Annotated in this window: 13 protein-coding genes; 8 read left to right on the forward strand and 5 right to left on the reverse strand. The window is 66.4% G+C overall.

Annotation, left to right across the window (positions count from 1 at the left end; all coding sequences use genetic code 11):
- Positions 1-12 precede the first annotated feature (12 nt).
- The gene (tfpB, locus tag ACZ5BH_RS09980; protein WP_464889113.1) at positions 13-1797 is read left to right on the forward strand and encodes a type IV pilus assembly ATPase TfpB; all 1785 of its coding nucleotides are present in this window, start codon (positions 13-15) and stop codon (positions 1795-1797) included.
- Positions 1798-1990: 193 nt separating this feature from the next.
- On the opposite strand, the gene ACZ5BH_RS09985 is transcribed toward tfpB, so the two are convergent.
- The 4 genes from ACZ5BH_RS09985 to ACZ5BH_RS10000 form a co-directional block, all read right to left on the reverse strand.
- The gene (locus tag ACZ5BH_RS09985) at positions 1991-2389 is read right to left on the reverse strand and encodes a response regulator (protein ID WP_464889114.1); all 399 of its coding nucleotides are present in this window, start codon (positions 2387-2389) and stop codon (positions 1991-1993) included.
- Between the two features lie 153 nt (positions 2390-2542).
- Positions 2543-3379, reverse strand: coding sequence for a Dam family site-specific DNA-(adenine-N6)-methyltransferase (locus tag ACZ5BH_RS09990; RefSeq protein WP_464889115.1), 837 nt, complete (start codon positions 3377-3379; stop codon positions 2543-2545).
- On the reverse strand, positions 3379-4707 hold the full coding sequence (gene argA, locus ACZ5BH_RS09995) for an amino-acid N-acetyltransferase (protein WP_464889116.1): 1329 nt from the start codon (positions 4705-4707) through the stop codon (positions 3379-3381). The genes ACZ5BH_RS09990 and argA overlap by 1 nt, the downstream gene beginning before the upstream one ends.
- A gap of 81 nt (positions 4708-4788) precedes the next feature.
- Complete coding sequence (locus ACZ5BH_RS10000) at positions 4789-5445, reverse strand: TIGR04211 family SH3 domain-containing protein (RefSeq protein WP_464889117.1); 657 nt, start codon at positions 5443-5445, stop codon at positions 4789-4791.
- Positions 5446-5685: 240 nt separating this feature from the next.
- On the opposite strand from ACZ5BH_RS10000, the gene phoB reads away from it, so the two are divergent.
- The 7 genes from phoB to phoU all read left to right on the forward strand — a co-directional run bounded on the left by phoB (position 5686) and on the right by phoU (position 14660).
- Positions 5686-6381 (forward strand): phosphate regulon transcriptional regulator PhoB, encoded by a 696-nt coding sequence (phoB, locus tag ACZ5BH_RS10005; RefSeq protein ID WP_464889118.1) that lies wholly within the window; start codon positions 5686-5688, stop codon positions 6379-6381.
- 6 nt (positions 6382-6387) lie between these two features.
- Entirely contained in the window at positions 6388-7716 is a 1329-nt protein-coding gene (gene phoR / locus ACZ5BH_RS10010) for a phosphate regulon sensor histidine kinase PhoR (protein WP_464889119.1), read from the forward strand.
- Positions 7717-7818: 102 nt separating this feature from the next.
- On the forward strand, positions 7819-8793 hold the full coding sequence (locus ACZ5BH_RS10015; protein WP_464889120.1) for a PstS family phosphate ABC transporter substrate-binding protein: 975 nt from the start codon (positions 7819-7821) through the stop codon (positions 8791-8793).
- A gap of 382 nt (positions 8794-9175) precedes the next feature.
- Positions 9176-11371 (forward strand): ABC transporter permease subunit, encoded by a 2196-nt coding sequence (locus ACZ5BH_RS10020; RefSeq protein ID WP_464889121.1) that lies wholly within the window; start codon positions 9176-9178, stop codon positions 11369-11371.
- A 4-nt stretch (positions 11372-11375) separates the two neighbouring features.
- Entirely contained in the window at positions 11376-13043 is a 1668-nt protein-coding gene (pstA, locus tag ACZ5BH_RS10025) for a phosphate ABC transporter permease PstA (protein ID WP_464889122.1), read from the forward strand.
- Positions 13044-13141: 98 nt separating this feature from the next.
- A complete protein-coding gene (gene pstB / locus ACZ5BH_RS10030; protein WP_464891214.1) occupies positions 13142-13897 on the forward strand; it encodes a phosphate ABC transporter ATP-binding protein PstB in 756 nt (251 codons plus the stop codon).
- A 31-nt stretch (positions 13898-13928) separates the two neighbouring features.
- Positions 13929-14660, forward strand: coding sequence for a phosphate signaling complex protein PhoU (phoU, locus tag ACZ5BH_RS10035; protein ID WP_464889123.1), 732 nt, complete (start codon positions 13929-13931; stop codon positions 14658-14660).
- 106 nt (positions 14661-14766) lie between these two features.
- Here the strand turns inward: phoU and ACZ5BH_RS10040 are convergent, their stop codons facing one another.
- The gene (locus ACZ5BH_RS10040; protein WP_464889124.1) at positions 14767-15342 is read right to left on the reverse strand and encodes a tetratricopeptide repeat protein; all 576 of its coding nucleotides are present in this window, start codon (positions 15340-15342) and stop codon (positions 14767-14769) included.
- Positions 15343-15544 lie beyond the last annotated feature (202 nt).

A 15544-nucleotide genomic window follows, 5' to 3' on the forward strand; every position in this document is an offset into this window, starting at 1 on the left:
GGAGGGAAGACCATGTGGCAGACTGAAACGCCCGGCCTCGAAGAGGGGCCGCTGACCCTGCAGGCCGTGGTGCGCGCCCTGGTGGCGGACGGCCGCCTGGCCGAGGCCGACGCCGAGCAGTTCCTGATCCCGGCGCGCACCGGGCGGCTGGAGATCCATCCGCTGGTCATGCTCGCCCAGCAGGACTGGGTCGATCAGGCCCGTCCCGAGCGCCGGCTGGATCTGGAGACGCTCACCCAGTGGCTGGCCGAACGGGCCGGGCTGCCCCATTTCCGGATCGATCCCCTGAAGGTGGACGTGACCCGCGTGACCAGCGTCACCTCCCACGCCTACGCGGCACGGCACAAGATCCTGCCGGTGAGCGTGGACGAGCAGAAGGTGGTGATCGCCACCGCCGAGCCCTTCGTACGCGACTGGGAGAACGAGCTGGCCCACGTCACCGGCCTGCACATCGAGCGGGTGGTGGCCAATCCGGTCGACATCGCCCGCTTCCTCGACGAGTTCTACACGGTCAGCCATTCCATCCGCCGCGCCACCTCCGACAAGGAAGGCCAGCATCCGGGGATCAGCAACTTCGAACAGCTCGTGGAGCTGGGCAAGTCGGGGCGCCTGGACGCCAACGATCAGGACATCGTACAGATCGTCGACTGGCTGCTGCAATACGCCTTCGATCAGCGCGCCTCCGACATCCACATGGAACCGCGGCGGGAGAAAGGCAAGATCCGCTTCCGGATCGACGGCGTGCTGCACCATGTGTACGACATGCCGACGCCGGTGATGTCGGCGGTGACCAGCCGCATCAAGGTGCTGGGACGCATGGACGTGGTGGAAAAGCGCCGCCCCCAGGACGGGCGGATCAAGACCAAGACCCAGAACGGCGACGAGATCGAACTGCGCCTGTCCACCATGCCCACCGCCTTCGGCGAGAAGCTGGTGCTGCGGATCTTCAATCCGGAAGTGCTGGTGAAGGATTTCGCCGCCCTGGGTTTCGGCGGCCGCGACATCGCCGCCTGGAACCAGATGGTCACCCAGCCCCATGGCATCGTGCTGGTGACCGGCCCCACCGGCTCGGGCAAGACCACCACCCTCTATTCCACCCTGCGCCAGCTCGCCCGCCCCGAGGTGAACGTGTGCACCGTGGAAGATCCCATCGAAATGGTGGTGGACGACTTCAACCAGATGCAGGTGCAGCACAACATCGGCGTGGACTTCGCCACCGGCATCCGCACCCTGCTGCGCCAGGATCCGGACATCATCATGGTCGGCGAGATCCGCGACCGGGAGACGGCCGAGATGGCCATCCAGGCGGCCCTCACCGGCCACCTGGTGCTTTCCACCCTGCACACCAACGATTCGGCGGCGGCCATTCCCCGCCTGCGCGAGATCGGCATTCCCGCCTACCTCATCAACGCCACCCTGCTGGGGGTGATGGCCCAGCGGCTGACCCGCAACCTCTGCCCCCACTGCAAGCAGCCGGGCGAGGTGGCGCCCGACGTGTGGGCGGCGCTCACCCATCCCTGGAAGCTCAGCGGCGAGGCCCGTTTCTACCAGCCGGTGGGCTGCGAGGAATGCCGGCACACCGGCTACCTGGGCCGCAGCGGGATCTACGAGATCCTGCGCATGACCCCGGCCCTGCGCGAGAAGATCGGCCCCGACAGCGACGCGGCCGCCATCCGCCGCGCCGCCCTCGCCGAAGGCATGACCCAGTTGCGCATCGCCGGCGCCCGCAAGATCGCCATGGGCCAGACCACCGTCGAGGAAGTGCTCAAGGTGGTGCCGCCGGACAGCGAGATTTGAGCCGACATCGTTTTCAACGCAAAGGCGAAAAATCCACTGTAGGCCGGCTCAAGCAACCCGTAGGTCGGCTCAAGCGCAGCGGAGCCGACATTACGAGATGTCGGATTGTTGCCGGCTCCGCTGCGCTTGAGCCGGCCTACGGGGCGCTACTGAGAGGTTTTTTCTCTTTCCTCTTGCCGCTTTCCTCTGCCGTTCACAAATTGATCGTGTATCGATGGATCTGGCCGAGCAGTTCGGCGTGATGAAAGGGTTGCACGATGTAGTCGCTGGCGCCGGCGGAGAGGGCGGGGGAGACTTCGCCGATGGTGTGGGGCTCCACCAGCATCAATACCGGGGTGCCCTGCCAGCCGGGGCGGTGACGGATGGCCTGCAGCAGCCCGAAACCGTCTTCCTTCGACAGTTCCAGATCCAGGAAGACCACCACGGGCATGTCCAGGCGGGCCAGCAGGCGGCGGGCCGTGCCGTTGTCGGTGACCGCCAGCACCTCGTAGCCTTCCCGGCGCAGCAGGTATTCCAGCAGACCGGCGGTGTGGGGATCCCGCTCCACCACCAGGATGGTGCCCAGCACCGGGCGCGGCGTCATGTCATTCATGCCCGGCCCACCTTGCAAAACCGAATCCCGTTGCCATGGTGGCTTGTATCGGCAGAGGGGAGAGGGAACTTTACCCCGCCATGCCGCACGGCGGCGGGGCTTCGGCGCCCGGACACCGGCCCGCGCGGGCGGCAGCCCGGTCACGGCTGGCAATCAGGCGAACAAGGCCAGCAGTTCGCCGGCGGCTTCCCGGCGGGCGATGTTGCAGCTGATGGAGCGGTGGACGGCAAAGGCGTCCAGGCTGCGGGCGGCGGCATAGGCCTCGCGGGTGAAGGGGGTGTCGTGGTTGGAGATCAGCACCGGCACCCCGCGCTCGGCCGTCTCGGCGGCCAGGCGGGCCAGCAGGCGCTGCTGATCCAGGTCGAAGCCGCCGCGGCTGTAGGTGGTGAAACTGGCCGAGAGCGACAGGGGCACGTAGGGCGGATCGCAATAGACCACGTCGCCCCGGCCGGTCTGACCCAGAGTGATCTCGAAGGACTGGACGCGGAACTCGGCCCGCTGGGCCTTGTCGTGAAAGGCCAGCATTTCCGCCTCGGGAAAGTAGGGGCGGCGATAGCGGCCGAAGGGCACGTTGAAGCCGCCGCTGGCGTTGTAGCGGCACAGGCCGTTGTAGCCGTGGCGGTTGAGGTAGACGAACAGGGCCGCCTTGTGGCGGCTCTGGCGGGCCCGGTTGAACTTCTCGCGCAGGGCGTAGTACTGCTCGGGGGTGTTGTAGCGCGGCTGGAAGTAGCGCCGGCAGTAGCGCACGAACTCGGCGCCTTCCTGCTTGAGCACCTCGTAGAGGTGGATCAGATCCGGATTGCTGTCGGCCAGCAGGTAGGCGTCGTAGTCGCTGTTGAGAAACAGGGCGCCGGAGCCGACGAAGGGCTCCACCAGCCGCTCGCCGGCCGGCAGGCGCCGGCGGATGTGGGGCAGCACGCGATACTTGTTGCCCGCCCACTTCAGGAACGGCCGGAGGGGAGGGCGGGTTTCGCCGGGCACGGCCACCATCAGGCGATGTCCTTGATGAAGACCTTGGCGTTGCGCTGGTAGTTGTAGAGTTCCCGCCGGCGCACCGGCAGATCGGCCAGCTGGCCGGGATGGAAACCCCGCTCCCGGAACCAGTGGGCGGTGCGGGTGGTGAGCACGAACAGGCGCCGGATCCCGAGCTGCCGCGACTGGCGCTCCACGCAGGCCAGCAGGGCGTCGCCGCGCTGCTGGCCCCGGTAGTCGGGATGCACGGCCAGGCAGGCCAGCTCGCTGACGTGTTCCTCGATGAAGGGATAGAGGGCGGCACAGGCGACGATCATCCCGTCGCGCTCCACCACGGTGAAATGGTCGATCTCCATTTCCAGCTGCTCCCGCGAGCGGCGTACCAGGATCCCTTCCCGCTCCAGCGGTTCGATGAGTTCCAGGATGCCGCCGATGTCCTCCAGCCGGGCCTGGCGCGTGTCCTCGAAGGGATCGGCCATGATCAGGGTGCCGCAACCGTCGCGGGTGAACAGTTCCTGGAGCAGGGCGCCGTCCACCTGGCGGCTGAGCACGTGGGCGCGCGGCACGTCGCTGCGCACCGCCTCGATGGCGCTGTGCAGGGCGTGGCGGGCGTCTTCGTCCAGGTGCCGGGCGCGCGCCAGCAGCGCCTCGGCCCGCTCCAGGGTCAGCTCCCGCAGCAGGCGCCGCCGTCCGTCGACGATGCCCTTGCCCTCCACCAGGTGGATCAGCTTGTCGGCGCCGAGCTGCACGGCGGCCGCGGTGGCCACGTCGTGCACGCTCAGGTTGAAGACCTCGCCGGTGGGGGAATAGCCCAGGGGCGGGAGCAGCACCAGATCGCCGGCAGCCAGGTGGCGCTGCACGCTCTCCCGATCGATGCGGCGCACCTCGCCCGTGTGGCAGTAGTCGATGCCGTCCCGCACGCCCAGGGGGCGGGCGGTGACGAAGTTGCCCGAGACCACCCGGATCCCGGCGCCGGCCATGGGCGAGTTGGGCAGGCCCATGGACAGCAGGGCCTCGATTTCCACCCGCACGCTGCCTGCGGCCTGTTTCACGCAGTCCAGGGCGTCGTCGTCGGTGATCCGCAGCCCGCCGGCATACTGCATCTTCAGCTTGCGCCGGCGCAGGCACTGTTCGATCTGGGGGCGCGCGCCATGCACCAGCACCAGGCGCACGCCCAGGCTGTTGAGCAGGGCCAGGTCATGAATCAGGCCGGGAAAGCCGGCCTCGGCGAGGATCTCGCCGCCGAAGGCCACCACGAACAGCCGTTGGCGGAAGGCCTTGATGTAGGGTGAGGAGTTGCGGAAGTCGTGAACGAAACCGGCTTGGGACGGACGGGCTCTGGCCATGGCGGACGCAGGGGATGACGGCGGCGGATTGACGCCCAAGTATGACAGGCGGGCGCGGAAAAATCACACGCCCGCGCCGGCTCACCAGGTGTTCTTGCGGCGCCAGCGGATGCGCGGCAGGATCAGGCCCAGCAGGAGGCCGCCCAGCAAGACCCCGGCCCCGGCGATGAACCAGTCCCGCTGGGTGCTGTTCTGCAGTGCCTGGTTCTCCTGGCGGACCAGTTGCAGCTCCTTCTCCAGCGAGACGTTCTGCTGCTTGAGGGTCCGGTTCTGTTCCTCCAGCTCAATCGGCTTGGCCGCCACCTCCCGCAGGTGTTTCAGTTCGCTGGTGAGCCTGGCGTTCTCGCTGCGCAGGCGATCGCGCTCGGCCTGCAGCTCGGCCGCCTGCTTGCGCAATTCGGCGAGCTGGGTTCGGAGCTTGCGGTTGCTGGCCTGGAGCCGTTCGAGCTGCTTCTGCGCCTTTTCCAGCCGGTCGCGGGCGATGGGTTCCTCGCTCAGATAGCGGCTCAGTACCCAGCCTTCCGCGCCGTCGGGGGTGCGCACCCGGCTGTAGCCGCCGTCGGTGGTCTCGAGCAGTTCCAGGGGGGTGCCGCTGGGGAGGGTCTTGATGATCTGGTACTGGCTGCCCTGGCCGGATCGCAGGGTGATGATCAGGTGATCGGTGACGTACCGGGTTTCGGCGGCCTGGACCAGCACCGGCAGGGCCAGGACGAGCAGGAAGATGGCAAGTCGTTTCACGCGTGCATACCCCGATGATTATTGTCGTTATGATGACCCGGGCTATTATATAGAGGAACCGTGGCCTGAAAAGGGGCGATTTGCGGCTCCTTGCGCCATTTCACGCTTTTGCGCCGCTGGCGGCCGTGGTGCGGATGTCATATGCTTGTCATCTCCCTTCAGTCTAATCTTCGGTGAACCGCCGGACAGGCGGCTCCGCCCGTCATCTGGCTGACACAATGCCGTAACCGGAAGGGAACCATGACCGAGACACAGCCTGCCAAGATTCTCATCGTCGAGGACGAGACGGCCATCCGCGAGATGATCGCCTTCACCCTGCAGCAGGATGGCTACACGGTGCTGGAGGCCGCCGACACCCGCGAGGCGGCCGAGCAGATGGCCGGGAAGCCCGATCTGATCCTCCTGGACTGGATGCTGCCGGGCCTCTCCGGCGTGGAGTTCGCCCGTCGCCTGCAGCGCGACGAGGAGAGCCGCAACATCCCCATCATCATGCTCACCGCCCGGGGCGAGGAAGAGAGCAAGCTCAAGGGCTTCGAGGCCGGGGTGGACGACTACGTCACCAAGCCCTTCTCCACCCAGGAACTGCTGGCGCGGATCCGCGCCGTGCTGCGCCGGGCCCGGCCGCCGGAGCCCGAGGTGGTGAAGATCGACGGCCTGGAACTGGACAAGGCCGGCCACCGGCTGCGGGTGCACGGCAAGCCCCTGGACCTTGGCCCCACCGAATTCCGGCTGCTCAACTTCTTCATGACCCATCCGGAGCGGGTCTACAGCCGCGACCAGCTGCTGGACCAGGTGTGGGGCGAGAACGTCTACATCGAGGATCGCACCGTCGACGTGCACATCCGGCGCCTGCGCAAGGCCCTGGCGCCCTACGGCTTCGACCGCCACGTGCAGACGGTGCGCGGCGCCGGTTACCGTTTCTCCCGCCAGGTCTGAGCGAGCATGCGCCGCACCTGGGTCTCGGAACTGGCGCAGTTTCTCTGGCTCGGGGCCGTGGTCGGCCTGTTCGGAGCGCTGGTGGGGCATCCCAGCCTGGCGCTGCTGCTCTACACCCTGGCCTGGCTCGGCTGGTACTTCCACAACCTGCGGCGTCTCGAAACCTGGCTGCGCCAGGGGCGCAAGTTCACGCCCCCCGATGCCCGGGGCCTGTGGGGCGAGGTGTTCAATGGCCTCTATCGGCTGCAGCAACGCAACCGCAAGCGCCGCAAGCGGCTGGTCAAGCTGCTCAATCGCTTCCGCGAGACCACCGGCGCCATGCCCGACGGGATCATCGTGCTGCAGCCCAACGGCGGCATCGAATGGTGGAACGAGGCGGCGGAACGCCTGCTGCGCCTGAAATATCCCCACGACGTGGGACAGCACCTCAACAACCTGATCCGGCACCCGGACTTCGTGGCCTTCATCACCGGCGAGACCGAGGCCGAGGACGTCACCATCCCCAGCCCCTACGATGCCCAGCAGCGGCTCAACATCCGGATCATCCCCTACGGCAAGAAGCAGCAACTGGTGCTGGTGCGCGACGTGACCCTGATGGAACGGGTGGAGCAGATGCGCCGGGACTTCGTGGCCAACATCTCCCACGAGTTGCGCACCCCGCTGACGGTGCTCATCGGCTATCTCGAGAACCTGGAGAACGGCGAGCACCCGCCGGAGGTGATGCGCCGGGCCATGCAGGTCATGGCCCAGCAGACCCGGCGCATGCGCCACCTGACCGAGGATCTCATGCTGTTGTCGAATCTCGAGAACCGCCGCGAACAGCGCCGCGAGAAGGTCGACGTGAACCAGATGCTCGGCAGCCTGCTGGAAGAGGCGCAACTGGTCAGCGGCGAGCGCAAGCACGCCATCTCCCTCGACGCCGAGGCCGGCCTGCAACTGCTGGGCGATGCCCGCGATCTGGACAGCATCTTCTCCAATCTGGTGATCAACGCGGTGAACTACACCCCGCCGGGCGGCGAGATCCGCCTCCGCTGGTATCGCGACGAGGAGGGCGGCGCCGTGTTCGAGGTGGAGGACAACGGCGTCGGCATCCCGGCGCACCATCTGCCCCGACTCACCGAGCGCTTCTACCGGGTCGACGTGGCCCGCTCCCGCGAGACCGGCGGCTCCGGCCTGGGGCTGGCCATCGTCAAGCATGCCCTGCAACGGGGGGGCGGACGGCTGGAAATCGAGAGCGAGGTGGGCCGCGGCAGCGTCTTCCGGGCCCGCTTCCCGGCCGAACTGGTGGTGCGGGAGCGCACCACCGGCGAGGATGGGCTGGAGCGCACGGCCTGAGCGTCCGTCATCGTTCCGTCACCGCGGTTTCATGGAACTGTCACATTCCGGCGCTAGAGTGGCCGTACACACTGATTGACCCTTCATCTTCAGGAGAACTGCATGTTCAGCAAGAAACGACTCACGGCGCTCGTCGCCACCGTGGCGCTGGTGACCAGCGGCTCCGCCCTGGCGGCCGCCAAGCTGGATCCCAAGCTGCCGACCTACAAGCCCACCAGTGGCGTGTCCGGCAACCTCAGCAGCGTCGGTTCCGATACCCTGGCCAACCTGATGACGCTCTGGGCCGAGGAGTTCAAGCGGGTCTATCCCAACGTCAACATCCAGATCCAGGCGGCCGGTTCCTCCACCGCACCGCCGGCCCTGACCGAGGGCACCTCCAACCTGGGGCCGATGAGCCGCAAGATGAAGTCCAAGGAACTGCAGAAGTTCGAGGACAAGTACGGCTACAAGCCCACCGCCTTCCGCGTGGCCCTGGACGCCCTGGCCGTGTTCGTCAACAAGGACAATCCCATCAAGGGCCTGACCATTCCCCAGGTGGACGCCATCTTCTCCTCCACCCGCAAGTGCGGTTATCCGGAAGACATCACCCGCTGGGGGCAGCTCGGCCTGACCGGCGCCTGGGTCAACCGCAAGATCCAGCTCTATGGCCGCAACTCGGTGTCCGGCACCTACGGCTACTTCAAGAAGCACGCCCTGTGCAAGGGTGACTACAAGCCGACCGTCAACGAGCAGCCGGGTTCGGCCTCCGTGGTCCAGTCGGTTTCCGCTTCGCTCAACGGCATCGGCTACTCGGGCATCGGCTACGTGACCACCGGCGTACGCGCCGTGCCCCTGGCCAAGAAGCCCGGCCAGCCCTTCGTGGCCGCCACCCCCGAACAGGCCCTGCGCGGCAAGTACCCGCTGGCGCGCTTCCTGTACATCTACGTGAACAAGGCGCCCAACAAGCCGCTGCCGCCGCTGGAGCGGGAGTTCATCAAGCTGGTGCTCTCCAGGCAGGGGCAGAAGGTGGTCGTCAAGGACGGTTACATTCCGCTGCCGGCCAAGGTCATCAAGAAGGAACTGGCCAAGCTGCGCTAGCCCGCACGCAGCCCACCGGCGATACGGGCCGGAGGCGGCCGGGGAAGGCTTTCCCCGGCCGCCTCCGGCCTTTTTCATTGCGGCGTCGTCTTTCGGCCTGCGGACTGTCATCTGCCGGTCATCTTGTGCCGGCATACTCAGGCTTCGACAGGCGGCGCAGGGAGAAGGATGTGGTGCCGGGCCAGGGAGGGCGGCCTGTTGCTCCTTTCCATTCCGAAAATGCTCCCAAAAACAGCAGCTTGCGCCCCGTGGCGGGGCGGCTTGCGGACTGTAACATTTCTGTCATATAAAGCGTGTACGCTTGCGCCACCCCCGCGACCACTCCAGGGCCCTTGCCGCGATGACCGATGTTCGCACTCCCCGTCAACTGATGCTGTGGCGCATGACCAAGGACCGCCTGGCCCGGTATCTGGTGGTCGGCGGCGGCATCGGGGTCATCCTGGCCGTGATCCTGATCTTCGTCTATCTCCTCTACGTGGTTCTGCCCATGTTCCGCCCCGCGGCCATCGAGCGGGTGGCCGCCTACAGCCTCCCCGAGCAGGCGCAGACCCTGGCCCTGTCGCTGGAGGAGCAGGCCACCATGGGCATGCAGCTGCTCGCCGACGGCCGCCTGCGCTTCTTCGACACCGCCACCGGGGCATTGGTGAGCGAGGAGAAACTGCCCCTGCCGGCCGGCACGCAAATCATGAGCGTGGCCCGGGGGGATCCGGCCACGGGGATCTTTGCCGTGGGGCTTTCCAACGGCCAGGCCATCGTCTTCCTCCAGAAGTACCGGGTCAGCTATCCCGAGGATCGGCGCACGCTGACGCCGGAGGTGGAATATCCCCTGAGCGAGAACACGCCCCTGGTGGTCGACGAGGAGGGCCTGCCGCTGGAGAAACTGGCGGTCCAGCTCGACGAGGAGCAGGCCACGGTGGCCGCCCAGACGCCCGACGGACGGGTGCTGCTGGCCCACGCCGCGCCGGGCGAATCGCTGTTCGCCGACGAGGAAGGCTGGAAGGTCACCCGCCACGAGGTGCCCCATTCGGGCAAGCCGGTGTTCCGGCTGCTGCTGGACAAGCAGCAGCGGGATCTGTTCCTCGCCCGGCCCCAGGGCATCGTGGACTTCTTCGACATCAGCGACTGGGACGAGGGGCCGGAGCTGATCCAGCAGGCTACCGTGGTCGCGCCCGGCCGCAGCCTCTCGGCCATCGAGTTCCTCACCGGCGACATCTCCCTGCTGGTGGGCGACGATCGCGGCACGGTCAGCCAGTGGTTCCCGGTGCGCCGGGAGGGCCGGCGGGTGCTGACCCATATCCGCGACTTCACCGATCTGCGCTCGCCGGTGAAGGACATCGTCTCCGAATACCAGCGCAAGGGTTTCCTCGCCACCGATGCCCAGGGGCGGGTGGGCATCTTCCACTCCACCGCCCACCGCACCCTGCTGGTCGAACGGATTTCCGAGCGGCCCCTGCGCATGGCCACCATCAATCCCCGCGCCGACGCCATGCTGCTGCTCGACGATCGGAAGGCCCATTTCTACGCCATCGACAACGAGTTCCCGGAAATCTCCTGGTCGGCCCTGTGGGGCAAGGTGTGGTACGAGAGCTATCCCGAGCCCCAGTACGTGTGGCAGTCCTCCTCGGCCAGCAACGATTTCGAACCCAAGCTGAGCCTGGTGCCCATCTCCTTCGGTACCCTCAAGGCCGCCTTCTACGCCATGCTGGTGGCCATGCCCCTGGCCATCATGGGCGCCATCTTCACCGCCAGTTTCATGTCGCCGCGTCTGCGCAAGGTGGTCAAGCCCACCATCGAGATCATGGAGGCCCTGCCCACTGTGATTCTGGGCTTCCTCGCCGGCCTGTGGCTGGCGCCCTTCGTCGAGAATCACCTGCCGGGCGTCTTTTCCCTGCTCCTGCTGATGCCCGCGGGGCTGCTGTTCGCGGCCTGGAGCTGGCGCATGCTGCCCGACAGCATCCGCCACCGGATTCCGGAGGGCTGGGAACCGGTGCTGATGGTGCCGGTGGTGGCCCTCATCACCTGGGCCTGCATCGAGGCCAGCCCCTGGGTGGAGGCCAACTGGTTCGGTGGCGACGTGCGGATCTGGCTCAAGCACACTTTCGACATCGACTATGACCAGCGCAATTCCATCGTGGTCGGGCTGGCCATGGGCTTTGCGGTGATTCCGACCATCTTCTCCATCTCCGAGGACGCCATCTTCGCGGTGCCCAAGCATCTCATCCAGGGCTCGCTGGCCCTGGGGGCCACGCCCTGGCAGACCCTGGTGCGGGTGGTGCTGCTCACCGCCAGTCCGGGCATCTTCTCGGCCGTGATGATCGGCCTCGGCCGGGCCGTGGGCGAGACCATGATCGTGCTCATGGCCACCGGCAACACGCCGGTGATGGACTTCAGCATCTTCCAGGGCATGCGCACGCTCTCGGCCAACATCGCGGTGGAAATGCCGGAATCGGAGGTGGGCAGCACCCATTACCGCGTCCTGTTCCTGGCCGCGCTGGTGCTGTTCGGCCTGACCTTCATCTTCAACACCGGAGCGGAGATGGTGCGCCAGCGCCTGCGCCGCCGCTACAGCAACCTGTAAGCCCATGAACATCCGACAGCAGACCCGGGAATGGTGGAAGAGCGGCAATCCGTGGATCTGGCTCAATGCCGGCGCCGTGACCATCAGCGTCCTGATGGTGGTGGGCCTGCTGCTGCTCATCGCCATCCAGGGCCTCAGCTATTTCTGGCCCTCGGACGTGTTCGACGCCCGCTACCGCAATCCCGATGGCAGCGTGGAGCGGCTGATCGGCGAGATCACCGATTCCGAGACCATTCCCGTGGCCCGCGCCCGCGACAACGGCTACACCATCGAGGAAGGCGGGCAGATCGTCCGCCACGTGGTGAAGGTCGGCAACCGGGATCTGTACGGTTTCGACTTCAAGCCGGTCTTCGCGCCCTTCCTGCTCGACGTGACCTATCCCGAGGAGATCATCGTCGGCGAGCGCCGCGAGTGGGGCAATTTCTACGGTTATCTGCAGCGGGTGCTGCACGATGGCAAGGTAGTGGCAGAAGGCAAGGCCGCCCGGGCCGCCCTGGCCGAGATGCTGCCGCGCAGTATCGCCCTGTTCGAGGAGGTGGAGAGCCTGCGCAAGCACGACATCGGCGCCATCAACTACCAGATGGAGCGCCTGCGCCTGGAGCGGCGGCGCCTGGAGCTGGACGGCGTCAAGGACCCCTCCGCCTACGAAGACATCGCGCAGCGCAAGGCCGAACTGCAGAAGGAATACGAGCGGATCAACGCCCGCATCGCCGAACTCGGGCGGGAACTGGCACGCGACAGCCTGGTGATCCGCACCCAGACCGATCAGGAAATGACCATCCCCCTGGCCAAGATCGTGCGGGTCTACTATCCCAATGCCATGTCGGTGTTCGAGAAACTGGGCACCTACTTCAGCAAGATCTGGGAGTTCGTCAGCGCCGAGCCGCGTGAGGCCAATACCGAGGGCGGGGTGTTCCCGGCCATCTTCGGCACCGTGCTCATGGTGCTGCTGATGGCCGTGCTGGTCACGCCCTTCGGCGTGATCGCCGCCGTGTATCTGCGCGAATACGCCCGCCAGGGCATCGTCATCCGCACCATCCGCATCGCGGTGAACAACCTGGCCGGGGTGCCGTCCATCGTCTATGGGGTGTTCGGCCTGGGCTTCTTCGTCTACTTCCTGGGCGGCAACATCGACGCCCTGTTCTTCCCCGAGGCCCAGCCGGCGCCGACCTTCGGCACGCCGGGGATCCTCTGGTCTTCCCTGACCCTGGCCCTGCTGACCCTGCCGGTGGTGATCGTCTCCACTGAGGAAGGCCTGGCACGGATTCCCCGGGCGATCCGCGAGGGCAGCCTGGCGCTGGGCGCCACCAAGGCCGAGACCCTGTGGCGCATCGTCATCCCCATGGCCTCGCCGGCCATGATGACCGGCCTGATCCTGGCCGTGGCCCGGGCTGCGGGCGAGGTGGCGCCGCTGATGCTGGTGGGGGTGGTCAAGCTGGCGCCCTCGCTGCCGCTGGACGGCAACTTCCCCTACCTGCATCTGGAGCGCAAGTTCATGCATCTGGGCTTCCACATCTATGACGTGGGCTTCCAGAGCCCCAACGTGGAAGCGGCCCGGCCCCTGGTCTATGCCACCTCACTGCTGCTGATCCTGCTGATCGTGCTGCTCAACCTCACCGCGATCCGCATTCGCAACCGCCTGCGCGAGAAATACCGCGCCATGGAACACTGACGCTGGACGACACCATGAACGAGACCCAAGCCCCGCTGACCCACGGCATCGATCTGGACAACCTCGAGCGCCCGCCCGAGGCCGCCGCCGAGACGGCCATGGACGTGACCCTCAAGGTCGTGGATCTGGATCTGTTCTACGGCGAGAAACAGGCCCTGAAGAAGATCAATCTCGATATCCCCCGGCACAAGGTCACCGCCTTCATCGGTCCCAGCGGCTGTGGCAAGTCCACCCTGCTGCGCTGCTTCAACCGCATGAACGATCTGGTGGACAACGTGCGCATCGAGGGGCTCATCGAACTGGACGGCCAGGACATCTATTCCAAGACCCTCAACGTGGCCGAGCTGCGCCGGCGGGTGGGCATGGTGTTCCAGAAGCCCAACCCCTTCCCCAAGAGCATCTACGAGAACGTGGCCTACGGCCTGCGGATCATCGGCATCAAGGATCGGCGGGTCATCGACGAGAAGGTGGAGTCGGCCCTGCGCGGCGCCGCCCTCTGGGACGAGGTGAAGGATCGCCTGGAAGACAACGCCATGGGCCTGTCCGGTGGCCAGCAGCAGCGCCTGGTGATCGCCCGGGCCATCGCCATCGAGCCGGAAATGCTGCTTCTGGACGAACCGGCCTCGGCCCTGGACCCCATTTCGACCCTCAAGATCGAGGAACTGATCTACGAACTGAAGGACAAGTACACCATCGTCATCGTCACCCACAACATGCAGCAGGCCGCGCGGGTTTCCGACTACACGGCATTCATGTATCTTGGCGAGATGGTCGAATACGCCGACACCAAGACCCTGTTCACCAACCCCAGCGAGAAACGCACCGAGGACTACATCACCGGGCGTTACGGCTGACGCGGTTCGGGCCACCGGAGGAGAGCACAGCATGGACAAGATCAAACTCGGCACCCACATCTCCCAGCAATTCGATGCCGAGCTGGAGGACATCCGCAGCAAGGTGATGGCCATGGGCGGCATCGTCGAACAGCAGCTGGGGGACGCCATCCGCGCCCTCAGCGACATCGACGCGGATCTGGCCGAAGTGGTGGTGACCTCCGACTACAAGGTCAACGCCATGGAAGTGGACATCGACGAGGAGTGCACCCAGATCCTCGCCCGCCGGCAACCGGCCGCCAGCGACCTGCGTCTGGTGATCGCCGTGATCAAGACCATCACCGATCTGGAACGGATCGGTGACGAGGCCGAGCGCATCGGCCGCATGGCCGTGCACTTCGCCGAGAAGGGCGGCAGTTCCAAGATGCTCGCCGGCGTCACTCACCTGGGCAACCGGGTCCGCTCCATGCTGCACAACGCCCTCGACGCCTTCGCCCGCATGGACACCGAAGCCGCCCTGGCCGTGGCCCGGGAGGATCTCGAGGCCGACAAGGACTACGAGAGCGTGCTGCGCGAACTGATGACCTACATGATGGAGGATCCCCGCTCCATCCCCTACGTGGTGGACATCATGTGGTCGGCCCGTTCCCTGGAGCGGATCGGCGACCGCGCCCAGAACATCGCCGAATACGTGATCTACCTGGTCAAGGGCAAGGACGTGCGGCATACCAGCTTCGAGCAGGTCGAAGCCGAAGCCCGCGGCAAGGAAGGCAAGAACGCCTAGCCAGGATTGCCTGTTCAGTCGTAGGTCGGCTCAAGCGCAGCGGAGCCGACATCGCGGGCTGTGCCCGTGCATGGTTGCCGGGGATGTCAGGGGCTCGTCTGTTGGCTCAGTTCAGCCGCCGTTTCCATTTTGCGGCTTTCGCCGGATCCTTTGGCTGACTGAACAGCCCTTCCGAATAGACCCGTACCAGCGCCGCGATGGCATTGCGGTTGCCCTGGCGGGCGGCCTTCTCCCACCATTTGATCGCCAGCGCGCCGTCGGCGCGGGTGCCCATGCCGTAGGCGTACATCACGCCGAGGTTGTACTGGGATTCGGGATGCCCGGCCTCGGCCGCCTGCCGCCACCAGTTGAGGGCATCCTTCTTGCTGGGATAGCCGTAGGTTTTGTCGATGTAGAGCACGCCCAGGTTGTAGGCGGCATCCACGCTGCCATACCAGGCGGCCTGCTTGAAGTAGTCCATGGCCTTGCGGATGTCCTTCGGCACCCCCTGGCCGTTCTTGTACAAAAGGCCCAGGTTGAACAGGGCGTCGGGATCGTGCTGCATGGCCAGCGGCTCCCACAGCCGGCGGGCGGTGGCGTAGTCCTTGCGCTCCCAGGCGGCATAGCCGTCCTCCAGCGGCCCGGCAAGGGCCGTTCCGCCCAGAGCGGCAAGCAGCATCAAGATGGGAAGAAAACGGCTCATGCCCCCTTATCGACCCGGCCGGCCCATTCTTTACCCGGCGTCTGCACAGGGACGTCGCGGCGGGGGCGCCGCACCTACGGAGGAGCGGATAGCGCCACGGTTTTTCATGGCTCCTCATTATGCTTTGTCGCGGCTTGCGCCGCTCCTACAGGATTGATGCCAACGGCGTAGGAGCGGCGCGAGCCGCGATGATGCGGTAGCG

The organism is Thioprofundum lithotrophicum, from assembly GCF_055387065.1.

Bases quoted from the DNA above. Each gene is read 5' to 3' on its own strand.
- tfpB (WP_464889113.1), top strand. From the start codon at position 13: ATGTGGCAGACTGAAACGCCCGGCCTCGAAGAGGGGCCGCTGACCCTG.
- ACZ5BH_RS09985 (WP_464889114.1), bottom strand. From the start codon at position 2,389: ATGAATGACATGACGCCGCGCCCGGTGCTGGGCACCATCCTGGTGGTG.
- ACZ5BH_RS09990 (WP_464889115.1), bottom strand. From the start codon at position 3,379: ATGGTGGCCGTGCCCGGCGAAACCCGCCCTCCCCTCCGGCCGTTCCTG.
- argA (WP_464889116.1), bottom strand. From the start codon at position 4,707: ATGGCCAGAGCCCGTCCGTCCCAAGCCGGTTTCGTTCACGACTTCCGC.
- phoB (WP_464889118.1), top strand. From the start codon at position 5,686: ATGACCGAGACACAGCCTGCCAAGATTCTCATCGTCGAGGACGAGACG.
- phoR (WP_464889119.1), top strand. From the start codon at position 6,388: ATGCGCCGCACCTGGGTCTCGGAACTGGCGCAGTTTCTCTGGCTCGGG.
- ACZ5BH_RS10015 (WP_464889120.1), top strand. From the start codon at position 7,819: ATGTTCAGCAAGAAACGACTCACGGCGCTCGTCGCCACCGTGGCGCTG.
- ACZ5BH_RS10020 (WP_464889121.1), top strand. From the start codon at position 9,176: ATGACCAAGGACCGCCTGGCCCGGTATCTGGTGGTCGGCGGCGGCATC.
- pstA (WP_464889122.1), top strand. From the start codon at position 11,376: ATGAACATCCGACAGCAGACCCGGGAATGGTGGAAGAGCGGCAATCCG.
- pstB (WP_464891214.1), top strand. From the start codon at position 13,142: ATGGACGTGACCCTCAAGGTCGTGGATCTGGATCTGTTCTACGGCGAG.
- phoU (WP_464889123.1), top strand. From the start codon at position 13,929: ATGGACAAGATCAAACTCGGCACCCACATCTCCCAGCAATTCGATGCC.
- ACZ5BH_RS10040 (WP_464889124.1), bottom strand. From the start codon at position 15,342: ATGAGCCGTTTTCTTCCCATCTTGATGCTGCTTGCCGCTCTGGGCGGA.